This window comes from Pseudomonas sp. 910_21, from assembly GCF_052850735.1.
In genome coordinates this window covers 247,720-260,315 of the sequence record NZ_VXCY01000001.1, presented here as the reverse complement: position 1 = coordinate 260,315, position 12,596 = coordinate 247,720, and the positions used below count along the sequence as shown (strand labels likewise).

The window sequence follows — 12,596 nt, the reverse complement described above, 5'->3', positions numbered from 1 at the left end:
GCTAGCGGAACGATCGTCCTAATCAAATGCCCGGGGTGGGAATTGGCGGACAGCATCCGGACATTAAATTCCGATAACACGACCTGTGCAGTTTCTCGCAGAATAATGTCCCCTGTCTCAGGGCCATTTCAGGTCATGGCAGATGCGGGACGGCTGCCGCGCACCAGGCCGAACATGCCCAGGGCCACCAGCAGAGCACCGAGCCCTTCTCCCGGGTGCGGACGCTGGCCCAGCCACAGCCAGTGGAACAGGGTGAGAAACAGGGGGCTCAGATAGATGTAGGAAATCACCGTGGACGGGGCGATGACGCCAATGGCCCGGTGCAACAGCCAGAAGGTCGCCAGGGTCGCGAACAGGGCCAGGTACAGCAGCCACAGCAGGTCGTTGCCGCCGAGCAGGGCGGCGCTGCGCCAGCCGCCGCTGACCAGGCTGGCGGCAAACAGGAACAGCGCACCGAAGAGCATGTTCCAGAACGTCATGGCGGCCGGGCTGCGACCTTGCAGGCTGCCGGCCTTGAAGCGCTGGCTGAGGGGCGAATAGGCCGCCATGGCCAGGCAGCCCAGGGCATAGACAGCCATGGCATACAGGGAGGGCAACTGCCCCGGCGCGCCCCCCTTGAGCACCAGCAGTAATGCCCCGGCTCCGGCCACCAGCATCGGCAGCAGGCGGCGTTGCTGGCTGCCGCTGGGCAACAGCCAGCCTTCGAACGCCAGGGTCAGCAGCGGCACCAGGGTGAACAGGGTCCCGGTGTTGACCGCCGAGGTGTAGCGCAGGGCTTCGAACAGCGAACCGAAGTACAGCGCCAGCAGCAGCCCCAGTACCGCGTGGGCGCCCAATCCGGCCCGGGTCGGCGCCGAAGCGCCGTTGAACCACAGCAGGGGCATGAACATCAGTGCCGAGAACAACAGGCGCAGGGCGGTCAGCAGTACCGGGTCGATGGCCTGGCTGACCTGGGCGGCCGCGAAGAACGAGGCAGCGATCAGCGCCGCCCAGAGCAGCATGCCGAGGTTGGCTTGGGTAAAACTCACAGGACTCATGCAGGCCTCCCGGGCCGAGGCTCAGCGGATGTGCCGGGCGTAATGCCGAGGGTCGAAGCGCAGCACCATGAGGATCATCACCGCCATCACTGCTGTCAGTGACCACCAGGCCCATTCGAAGCTGCCCAACTGGTCGCGGATCATCCCTGCCAGCAGCGGCGACAGCCCGGCGATCAGGTAGCCGATGCCCTGCACGAAGGCGGTCAGGCCGCCGGCCCGGCGCGGGTCGGGCAAGTGGTCCAGGGACACGATCAGGCTCATGGGAAACAGTCCGCCAATGCCCAGGCCCAGCAGGCACGGCCACAGCAGGCTCAGGTGTTGCGGGCTGAGGATCAGGCCGCAGAAGCCGGCGATGATCAGTACCAGCAGGGTCACCAGCACCAGGCGACGATCCTGGCTGCGGTTGGCGATGGCGGGGGTGACCAGTCCGGAAATCACTTCCATGGCGGTGAGAAAGCCCAGCAGCAGGCCGGCATTCTGCTCGCTCCAGCCGTTCTCCACGTAGTAGGGCGCCAGCCACGCCAGCACGCAGGTGTAGGACGCGGTGCCAAGACCGAAGAACACCGCCAGCAGCCAGGCCCGACGATTGCCGCTAAAGGATTCACGTCCGCCGCCGGAGGCCGGCAGGCTGGGCAGCGAGCCGCGCTGGGCGTACCAGAACACCAGGGCCAGCAGGGCCAGGGCGGCCCAGATCGCCAGGGCCAGGCGCCAGCTGCCGCTGTGGTTCATCACCAGTGGGGCGAAGGACGCCGCGATGGCCGCGCCGCCCATGATCGAGGTGACATACAGGCCCATGAACAGCGAGACGTTATCGGCAAAGCGCGACTTGATCAGGGCCGGCATCAGCGCCTGGATCAGGGCAATGCCGACACCGGCCAGCACGGCGCTGAGAATCAACTCCGCCGCCGAGTCCATGAACAACCGCGAGACCGTGGCCAGCCCGATGATCAGCAAGGACAGGACCACAGTGCGGTGTTCGCCCAGGCGCTGACTGATGGCCATGCCGAAGAACATCGCCAGGCCCATGGCCATGACCGGCAACATGGTCAACAGGGACGCCAGGCTGAAACTCAGGGGGATATCGCCACGGATGCCCGACAGCAGAGGGCCGACGGCGGCCATCGACGGCCGCAGATTGAGGGCCACCAGGACCACACTGACCATCAGCCAGAGTGCGGGGCGGGTGCTTGCACGAACGTTTTCCATAACCAGACCTTCAAGGAACAGGGGGCTGATTAGGCGGCGTGGCTCAGGGAAGGGGCAAATCAGAAAGTCTGCGGTGTTATTTAAAAATTAAATAAGCTGCAAGCTGCAAGCGTGAAGGCCTGAACTTGCAGCTTGGCGCTTGAAGCTTGCCGCTGCCTTTAGAAGGGCTTGGTTGGCAGGTACTTGCCGTCCAGGGTGATGACCGCGCGGGAGCCGCCTTCCGGGTCCTCGACCTTCTTGATGTCCAGCTTGAAGTTGATGGCGCTGATGATGCCGTCGCCGAACTGCTCATGCACCAGGGCCTTGAGGGTCGAGCCGTAGACCTGGAGCATTTCATAGAAGCGGTAGACGGTCGGGTCGGTGGGGATGCCACCGGCGATGCTGCCCCGCAGGGGAATGCTCTGCAGCAGGCGGCTGGCGTCCTGGTCCAGGCCGAGCTTGTCGCATACCCGATCGGCGGCAGCGGCGGGCAGGGCATGCTGGCCCAGCAGGGCGGCGGTGACGAAGGCCAGGCTCAGCCCGGTACCGTCGGCAAGGTCCTGCCACGACAGGTTCTTACGGGCCTTGGCGTCGATGATGGTGTCGGCCAGGGCCAGGCGTGGAGCTTGGGCAAATTGGGATTGCAGCATGGGAATGTTCCTCTTGGATGATGAAGGGGGCTGCTCAGGCAGCGGTTGTAGCGTGGCTGGCCAGGGCGCAGGTCTGCGGGTGCTCGGCCAGGGAGACAAAGCGCTGGCTGCTGCCGTCGAGGGCGGCGATGGCGCCGCTTTCGATGTCATACACCCAGCCATGCAGGTTCAGCCGGCCCTGTTCCAGGGCCAGGGCCACCGAGGGATGAGTCTTCAGGTTAGCCAACTGGGCGATGACGTTGTCCCGCACCAGGGCGTCCAGGTGGTCGGCGGGCGAGGCATGCTGGCGGGCGGCGTTGATCACCTTGGCCGACTCGGCGTGGCGCAGCCAGTTGGCCACGGCGGGCAGGTGGTCGAGGCATTTGCAGGTGGAGATGGCGGTCATTGCGCCGCAGTCGGAATGGCCGCAGATGACGATGTCGCTCACCCCCAGCACCGCTACTGCGTATTCCACGGTGGCCGACACGCCACCGGGTTCCGGGCCGTAGCTGGGGACGATGTTGCCGGCATTGCGAATCACGAACAGGTCGCCGGGTTCCTGCTGGGTCAGTAACTCGGGAACGACCCGACTGTCGGAGCAGGTGACGAACAGAGTGCCGGGGCTTTGGGTGCTGGCCAGTTGCTTGAACAGCTCGCTGCGTTGTGGAAAGGCTTCGCGCTGGAACTTGAGGAAGCCGTCAATGATGTTCTGCATGGGATGGTCCTTGCGTCGCTGATGGGGCAAGGATGGAAGTTTTCAGCTATAGCGTCCAAGACCGGCTTATTATGCTTTCCATAAGTCCTGCCTATAGTTGGAGCCTTCATGCTCTTGCGTCATATCCGTTACCTGCTGGCCGTGGCCGAGCACTGCAATTTCACCCGTGCCGCCGAGGCGCTGCATGTCTCCCAGCCGACCTTGTCGCAACAGATCAAACAGTTGGAGGAGTCCCTGGGCACGCCGCTGTTCGACCGCTCCGGGCGCAGCGTGCGACTGACCGATGCCGGCCAGGCCTATGTCGTCTATGCGCGCCGCGCCCTGCAGGACCTGCAGGCAGCCAAGCGGGCGATCCATGATGTGCAGGACCTGAGCCGCGGCTCATTGCGGTTGGCGCTGACCCCGACTTTCACTGCCTACCTCACCGGCCCCTTGCTCAGCCGCTTCAACCAGCAGTACCCGGGGATCGACCTGAGCCTTGAGGAAATGACCCAGGATCGCCTGGAAGCGGCCTTGGCCGAGGACCGCCTGGACCTGGGGATCGCCTTTGCCGGCGAGCACCTGGGGGAAATCCAGAGCCAGCCGCTGTTCACCGAAACCCTGAGCCTGATGGTCGGCCTGCACTCTGCGCAGCAGGACTGCCAACCCCTGAGTGCAGCGGCCCTGGGCCAACAGTCCCTAGTGCTGCTCAGCACGGACTTCGCCACCCGCCGGCATATCGACCTGTATTGCCGGCAACAGGGCATTGCGCCGCGTATCGCCATCGAGGCCAATTCGGTGAGTGGGATTGTCGAGATCGTGCGCCGCGGGCAGTTGGCGACCCTGCTCCCGAGTGCTATCGCCCGCGAGCAGCCGGGTTTACGGGCATTGGCCCTGCAATCACCCCCGGCGCCCCGCAGCGTGGTGCTGCTGGAGCGCCGGGGCGCCTATCGCAGCGCCGCCTGCCAGGCCTTTGGGCAGATGCTGCTGGACCAAGACTACGGCGCCGCCAGCCACTGATTCACCACCTGCTCATAGGCGCCGGTGGCCTTGCTCAGGTGCAGCCACTGGTCGACGTAGTTTTTCCAGGCCATGTCGTCCCGGGGCAGGAGAAAGGCCTTCTCGCTGTATTGCAGGTAGCGCTCGGGGTTGACCGCGCACAGCCCCGGCTTGTGCTTCTGCTGGAAGCGCGCTTCCGAAGCGTCGGTGATCATCACGTCGGCCTGCCTGGCGAGCAATTGATCGAAGATTTTCACGTTGTCGGCGAACAGGATCAGCTCGGCCTTGGGTACATGGGCCCGGGCAAAGACTTCGTTGGTGCCGCCCGGCGGTTCGATCAGGCGCACCGAGGGCTGGTTGATCTGCTCCAGGGTTTCATAGCGCTTGAGGTCCTGGCAGCGCACCAGGGGAATCTTGCCGTCGATCCCCAGGGGCTGGCTGAAGAAGGCTTTTTTCTGCCGTTCCAGAGAGACGGAAATTCCCCCCACGGCGATATCGCATTGCTGGCTCTGGAAGTCCGCCATCAGGGTCTTCCAGGTGGTATTGATCCACTTCACCCGGACCCCGAGGCTTTGCGCCAGGGATTCGGCCATGGCGATGTCGATGCCCTCGTAGTGGCCGTCGTCGCGCAGGTAGCTGTAGGGCTTGTAGTCGCCGGTGGTGCAGACCGTGAGGTGGCCACGTTCGAGCACCTGGTCCAGATGGGAGGTCGGCTCCTGGGCGAAACTGATGGCGGGGGCACTGAGGCCGAGCAGAGTGCAAAGCAAGAGGCGGGGCAGCATGGGGTCGTTCCTTGAAGTGACGGGCGGGACGCGGTGCCGAAGCATTATTGGCATCGGCCCCTGCTCGGGCAAGGGTGGTCTGGCACCCTGCCCGGATAAAACCGCCCGAGGGGCTTTCGACCTTTTTTTCACGAACGACTGGTTAACCTGTGGCTTCTGGATACCTACAAGAGTTCGCCAGTCATGTCGTCTCACCCCCCACCGTCCATCGAGCTGGAGTTCGCTCGACGCTATGACCAGGAGCACGCCCGTGTCTGCGGTGAGCCCCGGCCTGCCGGGCTCGCCGCACGTCTGGCGCTCTGGCGCACGGCGCGCCTGGTACGTCATGCCCTGAAAGTGGCCGGGGAGCCGGGACTGATCCTGGATGTGGCCTGTGGTGCCGGGCGCTACTGGCCGGTGCTGGCCGAGCATGGCAACCGGGTGATCCTGGCGGCGGACCCTTCCCAGGACATGCTCAATCATGCCCAGACCCATCACCCGGCCAGCCTGCTGCAACGGGTCAAGACCTTTCACAGCTCGGCTTTCGACATCGGTCTGTCGGCCAATGCGGTGGACAGCATCATCTGCATGCAACTGTTTGCCCATGTGACCCGCAGCGAGGATCGCCTGGCGCTGCTGCGGGAGTTTCATCGGGTCAGCCGTGATTCGGTGATCGTCGCGGCCCGGGTCGAGCCGTTGTTCAATATCCTTGCGGCCACGCCGGGTGAGTCCGCGGCGTCACTGGCGATCGGCAGGGTGCAGTTGGAAGGCGAGTTCAAGCAGGCCGGTTTCGAGGTCGTGAGCCAGCAGGATTTCCTGCCCGGTTGTGCGGCGGCGCGGGTCTATGTCCTTAGAAAACCCAGCTAGGTTCTGCACGAAAACTGCCTGCGTTTCGACCATGCCGCGTTAAAAACAGGCTCGCAATGCTCATGTAGGCCCCTACACTCCGCTTGCTCGCCTATTTTTGCCTTGCCTGATCTTCACTCGGCGAGCTTTCGTACAGAACCCGATTCCGACTCTCGGACTATTCTTGCCGTCCGGCAGAAGGTTTCGCACCTGCTCTTGTCGGGTGAATGCTCAGAAATCGCCGGAGGCGATATATACTGCGCGCCATTCTTCAAGGGAGAGCCGTGTGGCCATCGATATACATTGGATTCGCGACAACGATAGCCTCGGTCAGCTTTGCGCCGAGTGGCAGCAGCTGCCATTCGTCGCCCTCGACACCGAATTCATGCGGGTCGACACTTTCTATCCCATCGCCGCCCTGTTGCAGATCGGCGATGGGCAGCGCGCTTACCTGATTGATCCTTTGACCATCGACAACTGGAAGCCCCTGGCGGCCCTGCTGGAGAACCCGGCGGTGGTCAAGGTGGTGCATGCCTGCAGCGAGGACCTCGAAGTCCTGCTGCGCCTGACCGGCAGCCTGCCGGCGCCGCTGTTCGACACGCAACTGGCGGCCGCCTACCTGAACCTGGGTTTTTCCATGGGCTATTCGCGCCTGGTGCAGGAAGTCCTGGGCATCGAACTGCCCAAGGGCGAGACCCGCTCCGACTGGCTGCAGCGCCCGCTCTCGGAAACCCAGGTCAGCTACGCCGCCGAAGACGCCGTACACCTGGCCCAGGTCTTTACCGAACTGCAGCCCAAACTGTCCGAGGACAAATACCGCTGGGTGCTGGAAGACGGTGCCGAGCTGGTGGCCAACCTGCGCCGCGAAGTGGACCCCAACGAGGTCTACCGTGAGGCCAAGCTGGCCTGGAAACTCTCCCGTGCGCAGCTGGCCGTGCTGCGTGAGCTCTGTGCCTGGCGTGAGCGTGAAGCCCGTGCCCGCGACTTGCCGCGCAACCGCATCGTGCGTGAACACGCCCTCTGGCCCCTGGCCAAGACCCAGCCCGATACGCTGGCGGCGCTGGCCAAGATCGAAGACATGCACCCGCGCACCGTGCGTCAGGACGGCGAATTTCTCCTCGACCTGATCAAGCGCACCGCAGCCCTTGGCCCGGACCAATGGCCGCCGGCCGTACCCGAGCCGTTGCCGATCGAAGCCGCGGCCCTGCTCAAGCGCCTCAAGGCCGTGGGGCAGGCCGAGGCCGAGCGTCTGGGCATCGCGCCGGAAGTCATGCTGCGCAAGAAAACCCTGGAAAGCCTGCTCAAGAGCGGCTACCCCAAAGGGCCTTACCAATTGCCTGATTCGCTGCGTGGCTGGCGCCGCGAATTGATGGGCCAGGCGCTGCTGGACAGCCTGGCCACCGCCGGAGAACAGCCTTGAAACGTATCTGCTCCATCTATAAAAGCCCGCGCAAGAACGAGATGTACCTCTACGTACTGAAAAGCGAGGCCCTGGAACGCGTGCCGGAAAACCTGCTGCTGGCTTTCGGCAAGCCGCAACATGCCTTCGACCTGGTGCTGAGCCCGGAGCGCAAGCTGTCCCGGGAGGACATCCACCAGGTGCTGGAAAACCTCGAGAAGCAGGGCTATCACTTGCAGATGCCGCCGGCAGAAGACGAGTACATCGAGCACCTGCCCGAAGAGTTGCTGCGCCGCAATGATCCGGTCTGACCTGTAGGGGCTCGGTCCCGAGCCTCTGTTAAATGCAACTGACTGACCTGGCCACCGCCTTGATCGATGGAGCAATACTCCGTCGGCGGCGGCCTGCACCGTTTTTTAAGGTTTGAACCATGCGCGTTCTGATTGCCGAACACGATCACGCTGTTTATGCCCGCCTGTTGCGTCAGGTGGCACCGGAGCTGGACGTACTGACCAGTGGCGACTCTGCCGAGCTGTCGCGCCTGGCGGCGGATTGCCCGGTTTGGCTGGGCCAGCCGGACCTGCTGGCGACCCTGTTGCGTCAGGGACATCAGCCCCAGTGGCTGCAATCCACCTGGGCCGGCATCACCCCGTTGCTGGCCGACGGCCTGCCCCGGCATTACCGCCTGACCCGGGCGGTAGGCATCTTTGGCCAGGTGATGGCCGAGTACGTGCTTACCTACATCCTTGGCCATGAGCGCGAAGTGCTGGCGCGGCTGGTCAGTCAGGTGGAGCGCAAGTGGGACAACCGCCTGGGCCAGAGCCTGGTGGGGCGCAAGGTGCTGATCGTCGGCACCGGCGACATCGGCCAGAGCGTGGCGCAATTTCTGCTGCCCTTTGGCGTGAAGCTGTACGGCATCGCCAGCCAGGCGCGGGAGCAGGCCCCCTTTGTCGAAGTGGCGGGCCTGGAAGACCTGGGACGCTTGGTGGGGGAGGTGGATTATGTGGTCAATCTGCTGCCCAACACCCCGAGCACCCATGACCTGTACGACGCGGCGCTGTTCAAGCAATTCAAGTCCACGGGGCTGTTCATCAACGTGGGCCGGGGTGTTTCCGTGGTCGATGGGGACTTGGTGCAGGCCCTCAAGGATGGGCATCTGGCGGGGGCGGTGATCGATGTCTGCCGCCAGGAACCCTTGCCGCAACGACACCCGTTCTGGACGGCCTGGGGCTTGCTGCTGACGGGGCACAGCTCGGCGCCGACCTCGCCGGAACTGATGGTGCAGTTGTTCGTCGACAACCTGCGGGCCTATGAGGCCAAGCAGGCCTTGCGCGGCGAAGTGGATTTCGCCCGCGGCTATTGAAACGGACCTGATCGTAGGAGCGAGCTTGCTCGCGAAAGCCGCGCTTGCCAGGCCAGCGCGGCGCCCTTTAGGGCTTCGCGAGCAAGCTCTCTCCTACAGGGCCGATTCTTTGTTACAGGCTGAAATCGCCTTCGGCCACCGTCTCGCTCAGTGGACGACGCGGGCTCGGCTCTTCCCGGGCCTGCAGGTAGTCGGCCAGGCTCGACTTGTCTCCCAGCTTGCCCACCGCTACCGCAGCGTGCAGCGCATAGCCTTCGGGAATCTTCAGCTCCTTGCGGGTCAGCTCCTGATCGAAGCCGGCCATGCCGTGGGTGTGCCAGCCGCTGAGGCTGGCCTGCAGTGCCAGGTGGCCCCAGGCCGAGCCGGTGTCGAAGGTGTGCCACAAGGCCGGAGTCTCTTCCGTGGCGCCAGGGGCGGTGAAGGTGGTCTTGGAAATCACGATCACCAGGGCCGAGGCATGTTGCGCCCAGCCACGGTTGAACTCGTTGAGCAGGCCGAGGAAGCGCTCCCAGTTCGGCGTATCGCGCCGGGCATAGAGAAAGCGCCAGGGTTGCGAGTTGTAGGCCGAAGGGGCCCAGCGTGCTGCTTCGAAGAAGCTCAGCAGGGTTTCTTCAGGGATGTTTTCGCCGGTGAAGGCCCGTGGCGACCAGCGTTGGGTGAACTGCGGGTGGATGGCGTAATCGGCAACGCGAGGATTGGCGCTCATGCAAAGACTCCAGGCAACGTTTGAGAATGATGGGGTAAACCGGCAGGCGCAGTTGAGCTGGGCGAAGGGGTTTTCCTGACCTTGTGGGGTTCGTCGGGTGCGACGCGGTCGAGCGTTAATGGCACACGGACGCGGGGTGGTCCGAGGGGCAAAGCTACTGTGCGGGCTTGCCGCTGACAAGCCCCGGCCTACCGACAGTCGTAAGCGCTTGGCCCGCCGGGCCTTCGGCACTAGACTGGCGGCCTTTTCACCCTCGGATACTGATGCTTGAGCCATGGCCGCCAAAGTCGAACCTTTCTGGATACGCAAAACCCTCGAACAGCTCGACCAGGACGAATGGGAGTCGCTGTGCGATGGCTGCGGTCTGTGCTGCCTGCAAAAGCTTGAGGACGAGGACGACAACAGCGTCTATTACACGCGCATCGCCTGCAAACTGCTGGACCTGAAAACTTGCCAGTGCAGCGACTACCCCAACCGTCGGGCGTCGGTGCCCGACTGCATCCAGCTGACCCCGGGCAAGGCCGACGAATTCAAGTGGCTGCCATCCACCTGCGGCTACCGCCTGGTGAGCGAAGGCAAGGACCTGCCGCTCTGGCACCATCTGGTGTGTGGCGATCGCGATGCGGTGCACCACGAACGTATTTCCCAGTCCGGGCGCATGCTGGCCGAAGGCAGCGTGGCGGAAGAGGACTGGGAGGATCATCTGATTTTCCGCGCCGGCTGAGGATTCGCCGCGTTGGCTGCAGAACCAGGTTACCCAGGAAAGGAGTGTGTATGAGGGTGGGGGCGAAACTGGCGCTGGCCGCTGCGATGCTGGCATTGAGCGCATCGGCCTTTGCGGCGAAGAAAGTCGATCTGGATTATCACGTGCGTTTCCTGCCCCAGAGCGATCAGGCCGAGGTGCGCCTGACCCTGGCCGATGGTTCGGCCTTGCGCAGCCTGGACTTCGACCTGGGCCGGGACGGCGACTACAGTGACTTCAAAGCCGACGGCCAATGGCAGGCTGGGGCGGCGGATGCTGCCGGCCAGCGTGGTGTCTGGCGTCCGGCCAGCGGCAAGGCCAGCCTCAGCTACAGGGTGCGCCTGAGTCACAGCATCAAGAAGGGCAGCTACGACAGCCGCAGCACCGCCAACTGGGCCTTGCTGCGGGGCGAGACGCTGGTGCCGCCGGCCAGGCTCGACCAACAGGACGGCATCGAACTGGTGGCGCGTCTGGATTTCGACTTGCCGGCCGGTTGGAAAAGCATCGAGACCGCCTGGCCACGTATCGGCAAGAATCGCTTCCGCATCGACAATCCTTCGCGGCTGTTCGACCGTCCCGCCGGCTGGATGCTGGCCGGCAACCTGGGCAGTCGCCGCACGCGTCTGGGAGCAACCGAAGTCAGCGTGGTGTCGCCCCTGGGCCAGGGCATGCGCCGTATGGACGTGCTGACCCTGCTGACCTTTGTCTGGCCGCAAGTACAGGCGGTGTTCCCGCGTCAGCCCGGCAAGCTGTTGATCGTTGGTGCGGCCGATCCGATGTGGCGCGGCAGTCTGGCGGGGCGTGACTCGCTGTTTCTCCATAGCCGTCTGCCCCTGGTCAGCGAGAGCGGCAGCAGCCCGCTGTTGCGGGAGCTGGTGCAGTCATTGTCGCGAATCAACGACAGCCAGGGCAGCGATTGGATCAGCGAAGGGCTGGCGGAGTACTACGGCATCGAACTGTTGCGCCGGGCCGGAGGCATCAGTGACGAGCGCTATCAGGTGCTGCACAAGCGTCTGGTCCGGGACAGTCACAAGGTCGACAGTCTGCGGGGCGAGCAGGTGGACAGCGCCACCGTGGCCAAGGCCGTGCTGCTGTTGCAGGAGCTGGATCGGGAAATCCGCCTCAAGACCCGCAACAAGCGCTCACTCGACGATGTGCTGCAAGGGGCGATGCGCCTGGAAAGCGTCAGCACCGCCGAGTTCATCCAGCTCAGTGAAAACGTGCTGGGCGAATCGTCCAAGGTCCTCGACACCCCCTTGCTGCACTGATTCGCCCCGGTATCAGGCCTTGGGCACTTTCACTTCATCATTGCTGGCCGTCTTGGCATGGCGCCCGGCGGCTTCGGCATTGGCCTTCAGATTGCGCAGCTCTTCCCCGGCGCGTTCGATCTTCGTGCGCACGTTGTGCATGTCCTGGCGGCTCTTCTCCAGCAGGCTTTTCGCCGAGCTGTGTCCGGTAATCCCCCGGGCCAGGGCGACGCCACCGATGGCGACTTGAATCAGGCCGAACACGCCGCCGCGGCGCAGGCCCTTGCCCATCATCACCACGCCACCGGCCAGGGAGCCGATGCGCTCCCAGCCCTGGACGTTCTGGGTCGGTTGGCTCGGCAAGGGTGTGGCTTCGATCGTTTGCAGCTGTTTGCGCTCGCTCATGCTCTGTCTCCAAGGGCGGTGTGGGATACAAAGCTGACTGCACCAGGGCGTCGCTGGTTCCCGGGGATTGATCGGCGGGTTTTCAGTACTTCGGACCGGAGCGGGTGTTGTTGCCCTTGGCCAGGCGATCGTAGAGCACCACGTTGACCGTGGCCGCCAGGTTCATGCAGCCGGTGGTGGGGATGTAGACCACGTCTTCGCACCAGTCGCGGATCTCCTTGTCGAGGGAGCCGTCTTCCGGACCGAAGATGTACAGCGCGCGATCCGGGTGGGTGTATTCCGGCAGCGCACGGGCGCCTTCCACCAGTTCCACGGCCACCGGGATGCAGCCCAGGGGGAGGATTTTCTTCAGGTCGTCGATGCCGATCAGGGGAATGTCCTGGTGGACTTTCTTGGTGTCGGTGACGAAGTCGCGGGCACGTTCATAGCGCTTGCCGGTGTAGAACACCGAGGCGACGCCATAGCAGCCGGCGGCGCGCATCACCGAACCGACGTTCTCCGGCGACTTGGGGTTATACAAACCGATGCAGCTGTACCTTTTGTTTGCCACGAGCGAGGAGCCTTGGGGAAAAGAGCGCGATTA

General features: G+C 64.1%; 15 protein-coding genes. 7 read left to right on the top strand and 8 right to left on the bottom strand.

Annotation, left to right across the window (positions count from 1 at the left end; translation table 11 throughout):
- Window positions 1-128: 128 nt before the first annotated feature.
- The 4 genes from FW796_RS01175 to FW796_RS01160 all read right to left on the bottom strand — a co-directional run bounded on the left by FW796_RS01175 (window position 129) and on the right by FW796_RS01160 (window position 3,566).
- Window positions 129-1,037 carry a DMT family transporter gene (locus tag FW796_RS01175; protein WP_446438918.1) on the bottom strand — a complete coding sequence of 303 codons (909 nt, stop codon included), beginning with the start codon at window positions 1,035-1,037 and terminating at the stop codon, window positions 129-131.
- 21 nt (window positions 1,038-1,058) lie between these two features.
- Window positions 1,059-2,243, bottom strand: a complete 1,185-nt coding sequence (locus FW796_RS01170; RefSeq protein WP_446438917.1) for a cyanate transporter — start codon at window positions 2,241-2,243, stop codon at window positions 1,059-1,061.
- 158 nt (window positions 2,244-2,401) lie between these two features.
- A complete protein-coding gene (gene cynS, locus FW796_RS01165) occupies window positions 2,402-2,872 on the bottom strand; it encodes a cyanase (RefSeq protein ID WP_123726455.1) in 471 nt (156 codons plus the stop codon).
- 34 nt (window positions 2,873-2,906) lie between these two features.
- Complete coding sequence (locus FW796_RS01160) at window positions 2,907-3,566, bottom strand: carbonic anhydrase (protein WP_346634867.1); 660 nt, start codon at window positions 3,564-3,566, stop codon at window positions 2,907-2,909.
- A gap of 108 nt (window positions 3,567-3,674) precedes the next feature.
- Here FW796_RS01160 and cynR point away from each other — a divergent pair, with 108 nt between their 5' ends.
- Window positions 3,675-4,565 (top strand): transcriptional regulator CynR, encoded by an 891-nt coding sequence (gene cynR, locus FW796_RS01155; protein ID WP_404938625.1) that lies wholly within the window; start codon window positions 3,675-3,677, stop codon window positions 4,563-4,565.
- On the opposite strand, the gene FW796_RS01150 is transcribed toward cynR, so the two are convergent.
- The gene (locus tag FW796_RS01150) at window positions 4,544-5,326 is read right to left on the bottom strand and encodes a transporter substrate-binding domain-containing protein (RefSeq protein WP_446438916.1); all 783 of its coding nucleotides are present in this window, start codon (window positions 5,324-5,326) and stop codon (window positions 4,544-4,546) included. The genes cynR and FW796_RS01150 overlap by 22 nt on opposite strands.
- A 183-nt stretch (window positions 5,327-5,509) precedes the next feature.
- Between FW796_RS01150 and FW796_RS01145 the strand changes: the two genes are divergently transcribed.
- The 4 genes from FW796_RS01145 (at window position 5,510) to FW796_RS01130 (ending at window position 8,913) form a co-directional block, all read left to right on the top strand.
- A complete protein-coding gene (locus FW796_RS01145; RefSeq protein WP_346634864.1) occupies window positions 5,510-6,172 on the top strand; it encodes a class I SAM-dependent methyltransferase in 663 nt (220 codons plus the stop codon).
- A 265-nt stretch (window positions 6,173-6,437) separates the two neighbouring features.
- Window positions 6,438-7,571 carry a ribonuclease D gene (gene rnd, locus FW796_RS01140; RefSeq protein ID WP_346634863.1) on the top strand — a complete coding sequence of 378 codons (1,134 nt, stop codon included), beginning with the start codon at window positions 6,438-6,440 and terminating at the stop codon, window positions 7,569-7,571.
- Entirely contained in the window at window positions 7,568-7,861 is a 294-nt protein-coding gene (locus FW796_RS01135) for a YcgL domain-containing protein (protein WP_072451013.1), read from the top strand. The genes rnd and FW796_RS01135 overlap by 4 nt, the downstream gene beginning before the upstream one ends.
- A 119-nt stretch (window positions 7,862-7,980) precedes the next feature.
- Window positions 7,981-8,913, top strand: coding sequence for a D-2-hydroxyacid dehydrogenase (locus FW796_RS01130; RefSeq protein WP_346634862.1), 933 nt, complete (start codon window positions 7,981-7,983; stop codon window positions 8,911-8,913).
- Window positions 8,914-9,025: 112 nt separating this feature from the next.
- On the opposite strand, the gene FW796_RS01125 is transcribed toward FW796_RS01130, so the two are convergent.
- Window positions 9,026-9,619: a nitroreductase family protein gene (locus FW796_RS01125; RefSeq protein ID WP_123726448.1), complete on the bottom strand. Its 594-nt coding sequence runs from the start codon at window positions 9,617-9,619 to the stop codon at window positions 9,026-9,028.
- 274 nt (window positions 9,620-9,893) lie between these two features.
- On the opposite strand from FW796_RS01125, the gene FW796_RS01120 reads away from it, so the two are divergent.
- Entirely contained in the window at window positions 9,894-10,343 is a 450-nt protein-coding gene (locus tag FW796_RS01120) for a YcgN family cysteine cluster protein (RefSeq protein ID WP_446438915.1), read from the top strand.
- A 50-nt stretch (window positions 10,344-10,393) separates the two neighbouring features.
- On the top strand, window positions 10,394-11,629 hold the full coding sequence (locus FW796_RS01115) for a hypothetical protein (protein WP_346634861.1): 1,236 nt from the start codon (window positions 10,394-10,396) through the stop codon (window positions 11,627-11,629).
- 12 nt (window positions 11,630-11,641) lie between these two features.
- Here FW796_RS01115 and FW796_RS01110 read toward each other — a convergent pair whose 3' ends face one another.
- Together FW796_RS01110 and FW796_RS01105 are read right to left on the bottom strand one after the other, a co-directional pair.
- A complete protein-coding gene (locus FW796_RS01110; RefSeq protein WP_346634860.1) occupies window positions 11,642-12,013 on the bottom strand; it encodes a YgaP family membrane protein in 372 nt (123 codons plus the stop codon).
- Between the two features lie 82 nt (window positions 12,014-12,095).
- A complete protein-coding gene (locus tag FW796_RS01105; protein WP_102861638.1) occupies window positions 12,096-12,563 on the bottom strand; it encodes an RNA methyltransferase in 468 nt (155 codons plus the stop codon).
- Window positions 12,564-12,596 lie beyond the last annotated feature (33 nt).

Bases quoted from the DNA above. Each gene is read 5' to 3' on its own strand.
- FW796_RS01145 (WP_346634864.1), top strand. From the start codon at position 5,510: ATGTCGTCTCACCCCCCACCGTCCATCGAGCTGGAGTTCGCTCGACGC.
- FW796_RS01115 (WP_346634861.1), top strand. From the start codon at position 10,394: ATGAGGGTGGGGGCGAAACTGGCGCTGGCCGCTGCGATGCTGGCATTG.
- FW796_RS01130 (WP_346634862.1), top strand. From the start codon at position 7,981: ATGCGCGTTCTGATTGCCGAACACGATCACGCTGTTTATGCCCGCCTG.
- FW796_RS01110 (WP_346634860.1), bottom strand. From the start codon at position 12,013: ATGAGCGAGCGCAAACAGCTGCAAACGATCGAAGCCACACCCTTGCCG.
- FW796_RS01175 (WP_446438918.1), bottom strand. From the start codon at position 1,037: ATGAGTCCTGTGAGTTTTACCCAAGCCAACCTCGGCATGCTGCTCTGG.
- FW796_RS01125 (WP_123726448.1), bottom strand. From the start codon at position 9,619: ATGAGCGCCAATCCTCGCGTTGCCGATTACGCCATCCACCCGCAGTTC.
- FW796_RS01170 (WP_446438917.1), bottom strand. From the start codon at position 2,243: ATGGAAAACGTTCGTGCAAGCACCCGCCCCGCACTCTGGCTGATGGTC.
- cynR (WP_404938625.1), top strand. From the start codon at position 3,675: ATGCTCTTGCGTCATATCCGTTACCTGCTGGCCGTGGCCGAGCACTGC.
- FW796_RS01160 (WP_346634867.1), bottom strand. From the start codon at position 3,566: ATGCAGAACATCATTGACGGCTTCCTCAAGTTCCAGCGCGAAGCCTTT.
- FW796_RS01150 (WP_446438916.1), bottom strand. From the start codon at position 5,326: ATGCTGCCCCGCCTCTTGCTTTGCACTCTGCTCGGCCTCAGTGCCCCC.
- FW796_RS01120 (WP_446438915.1), top strand. From the start codon at position 9,894: ATGGCCGCCAAAGTCGAACCTTTCTGGATACGCAAAACCCTCGAACAG.
- cynS (WP_123726455.1), bottom strand. From the start codon at position 2,872: ATGCTGCAATCCCAATTTGCCCAAGCTCCACGCCTGGCCCTGGCCGAC.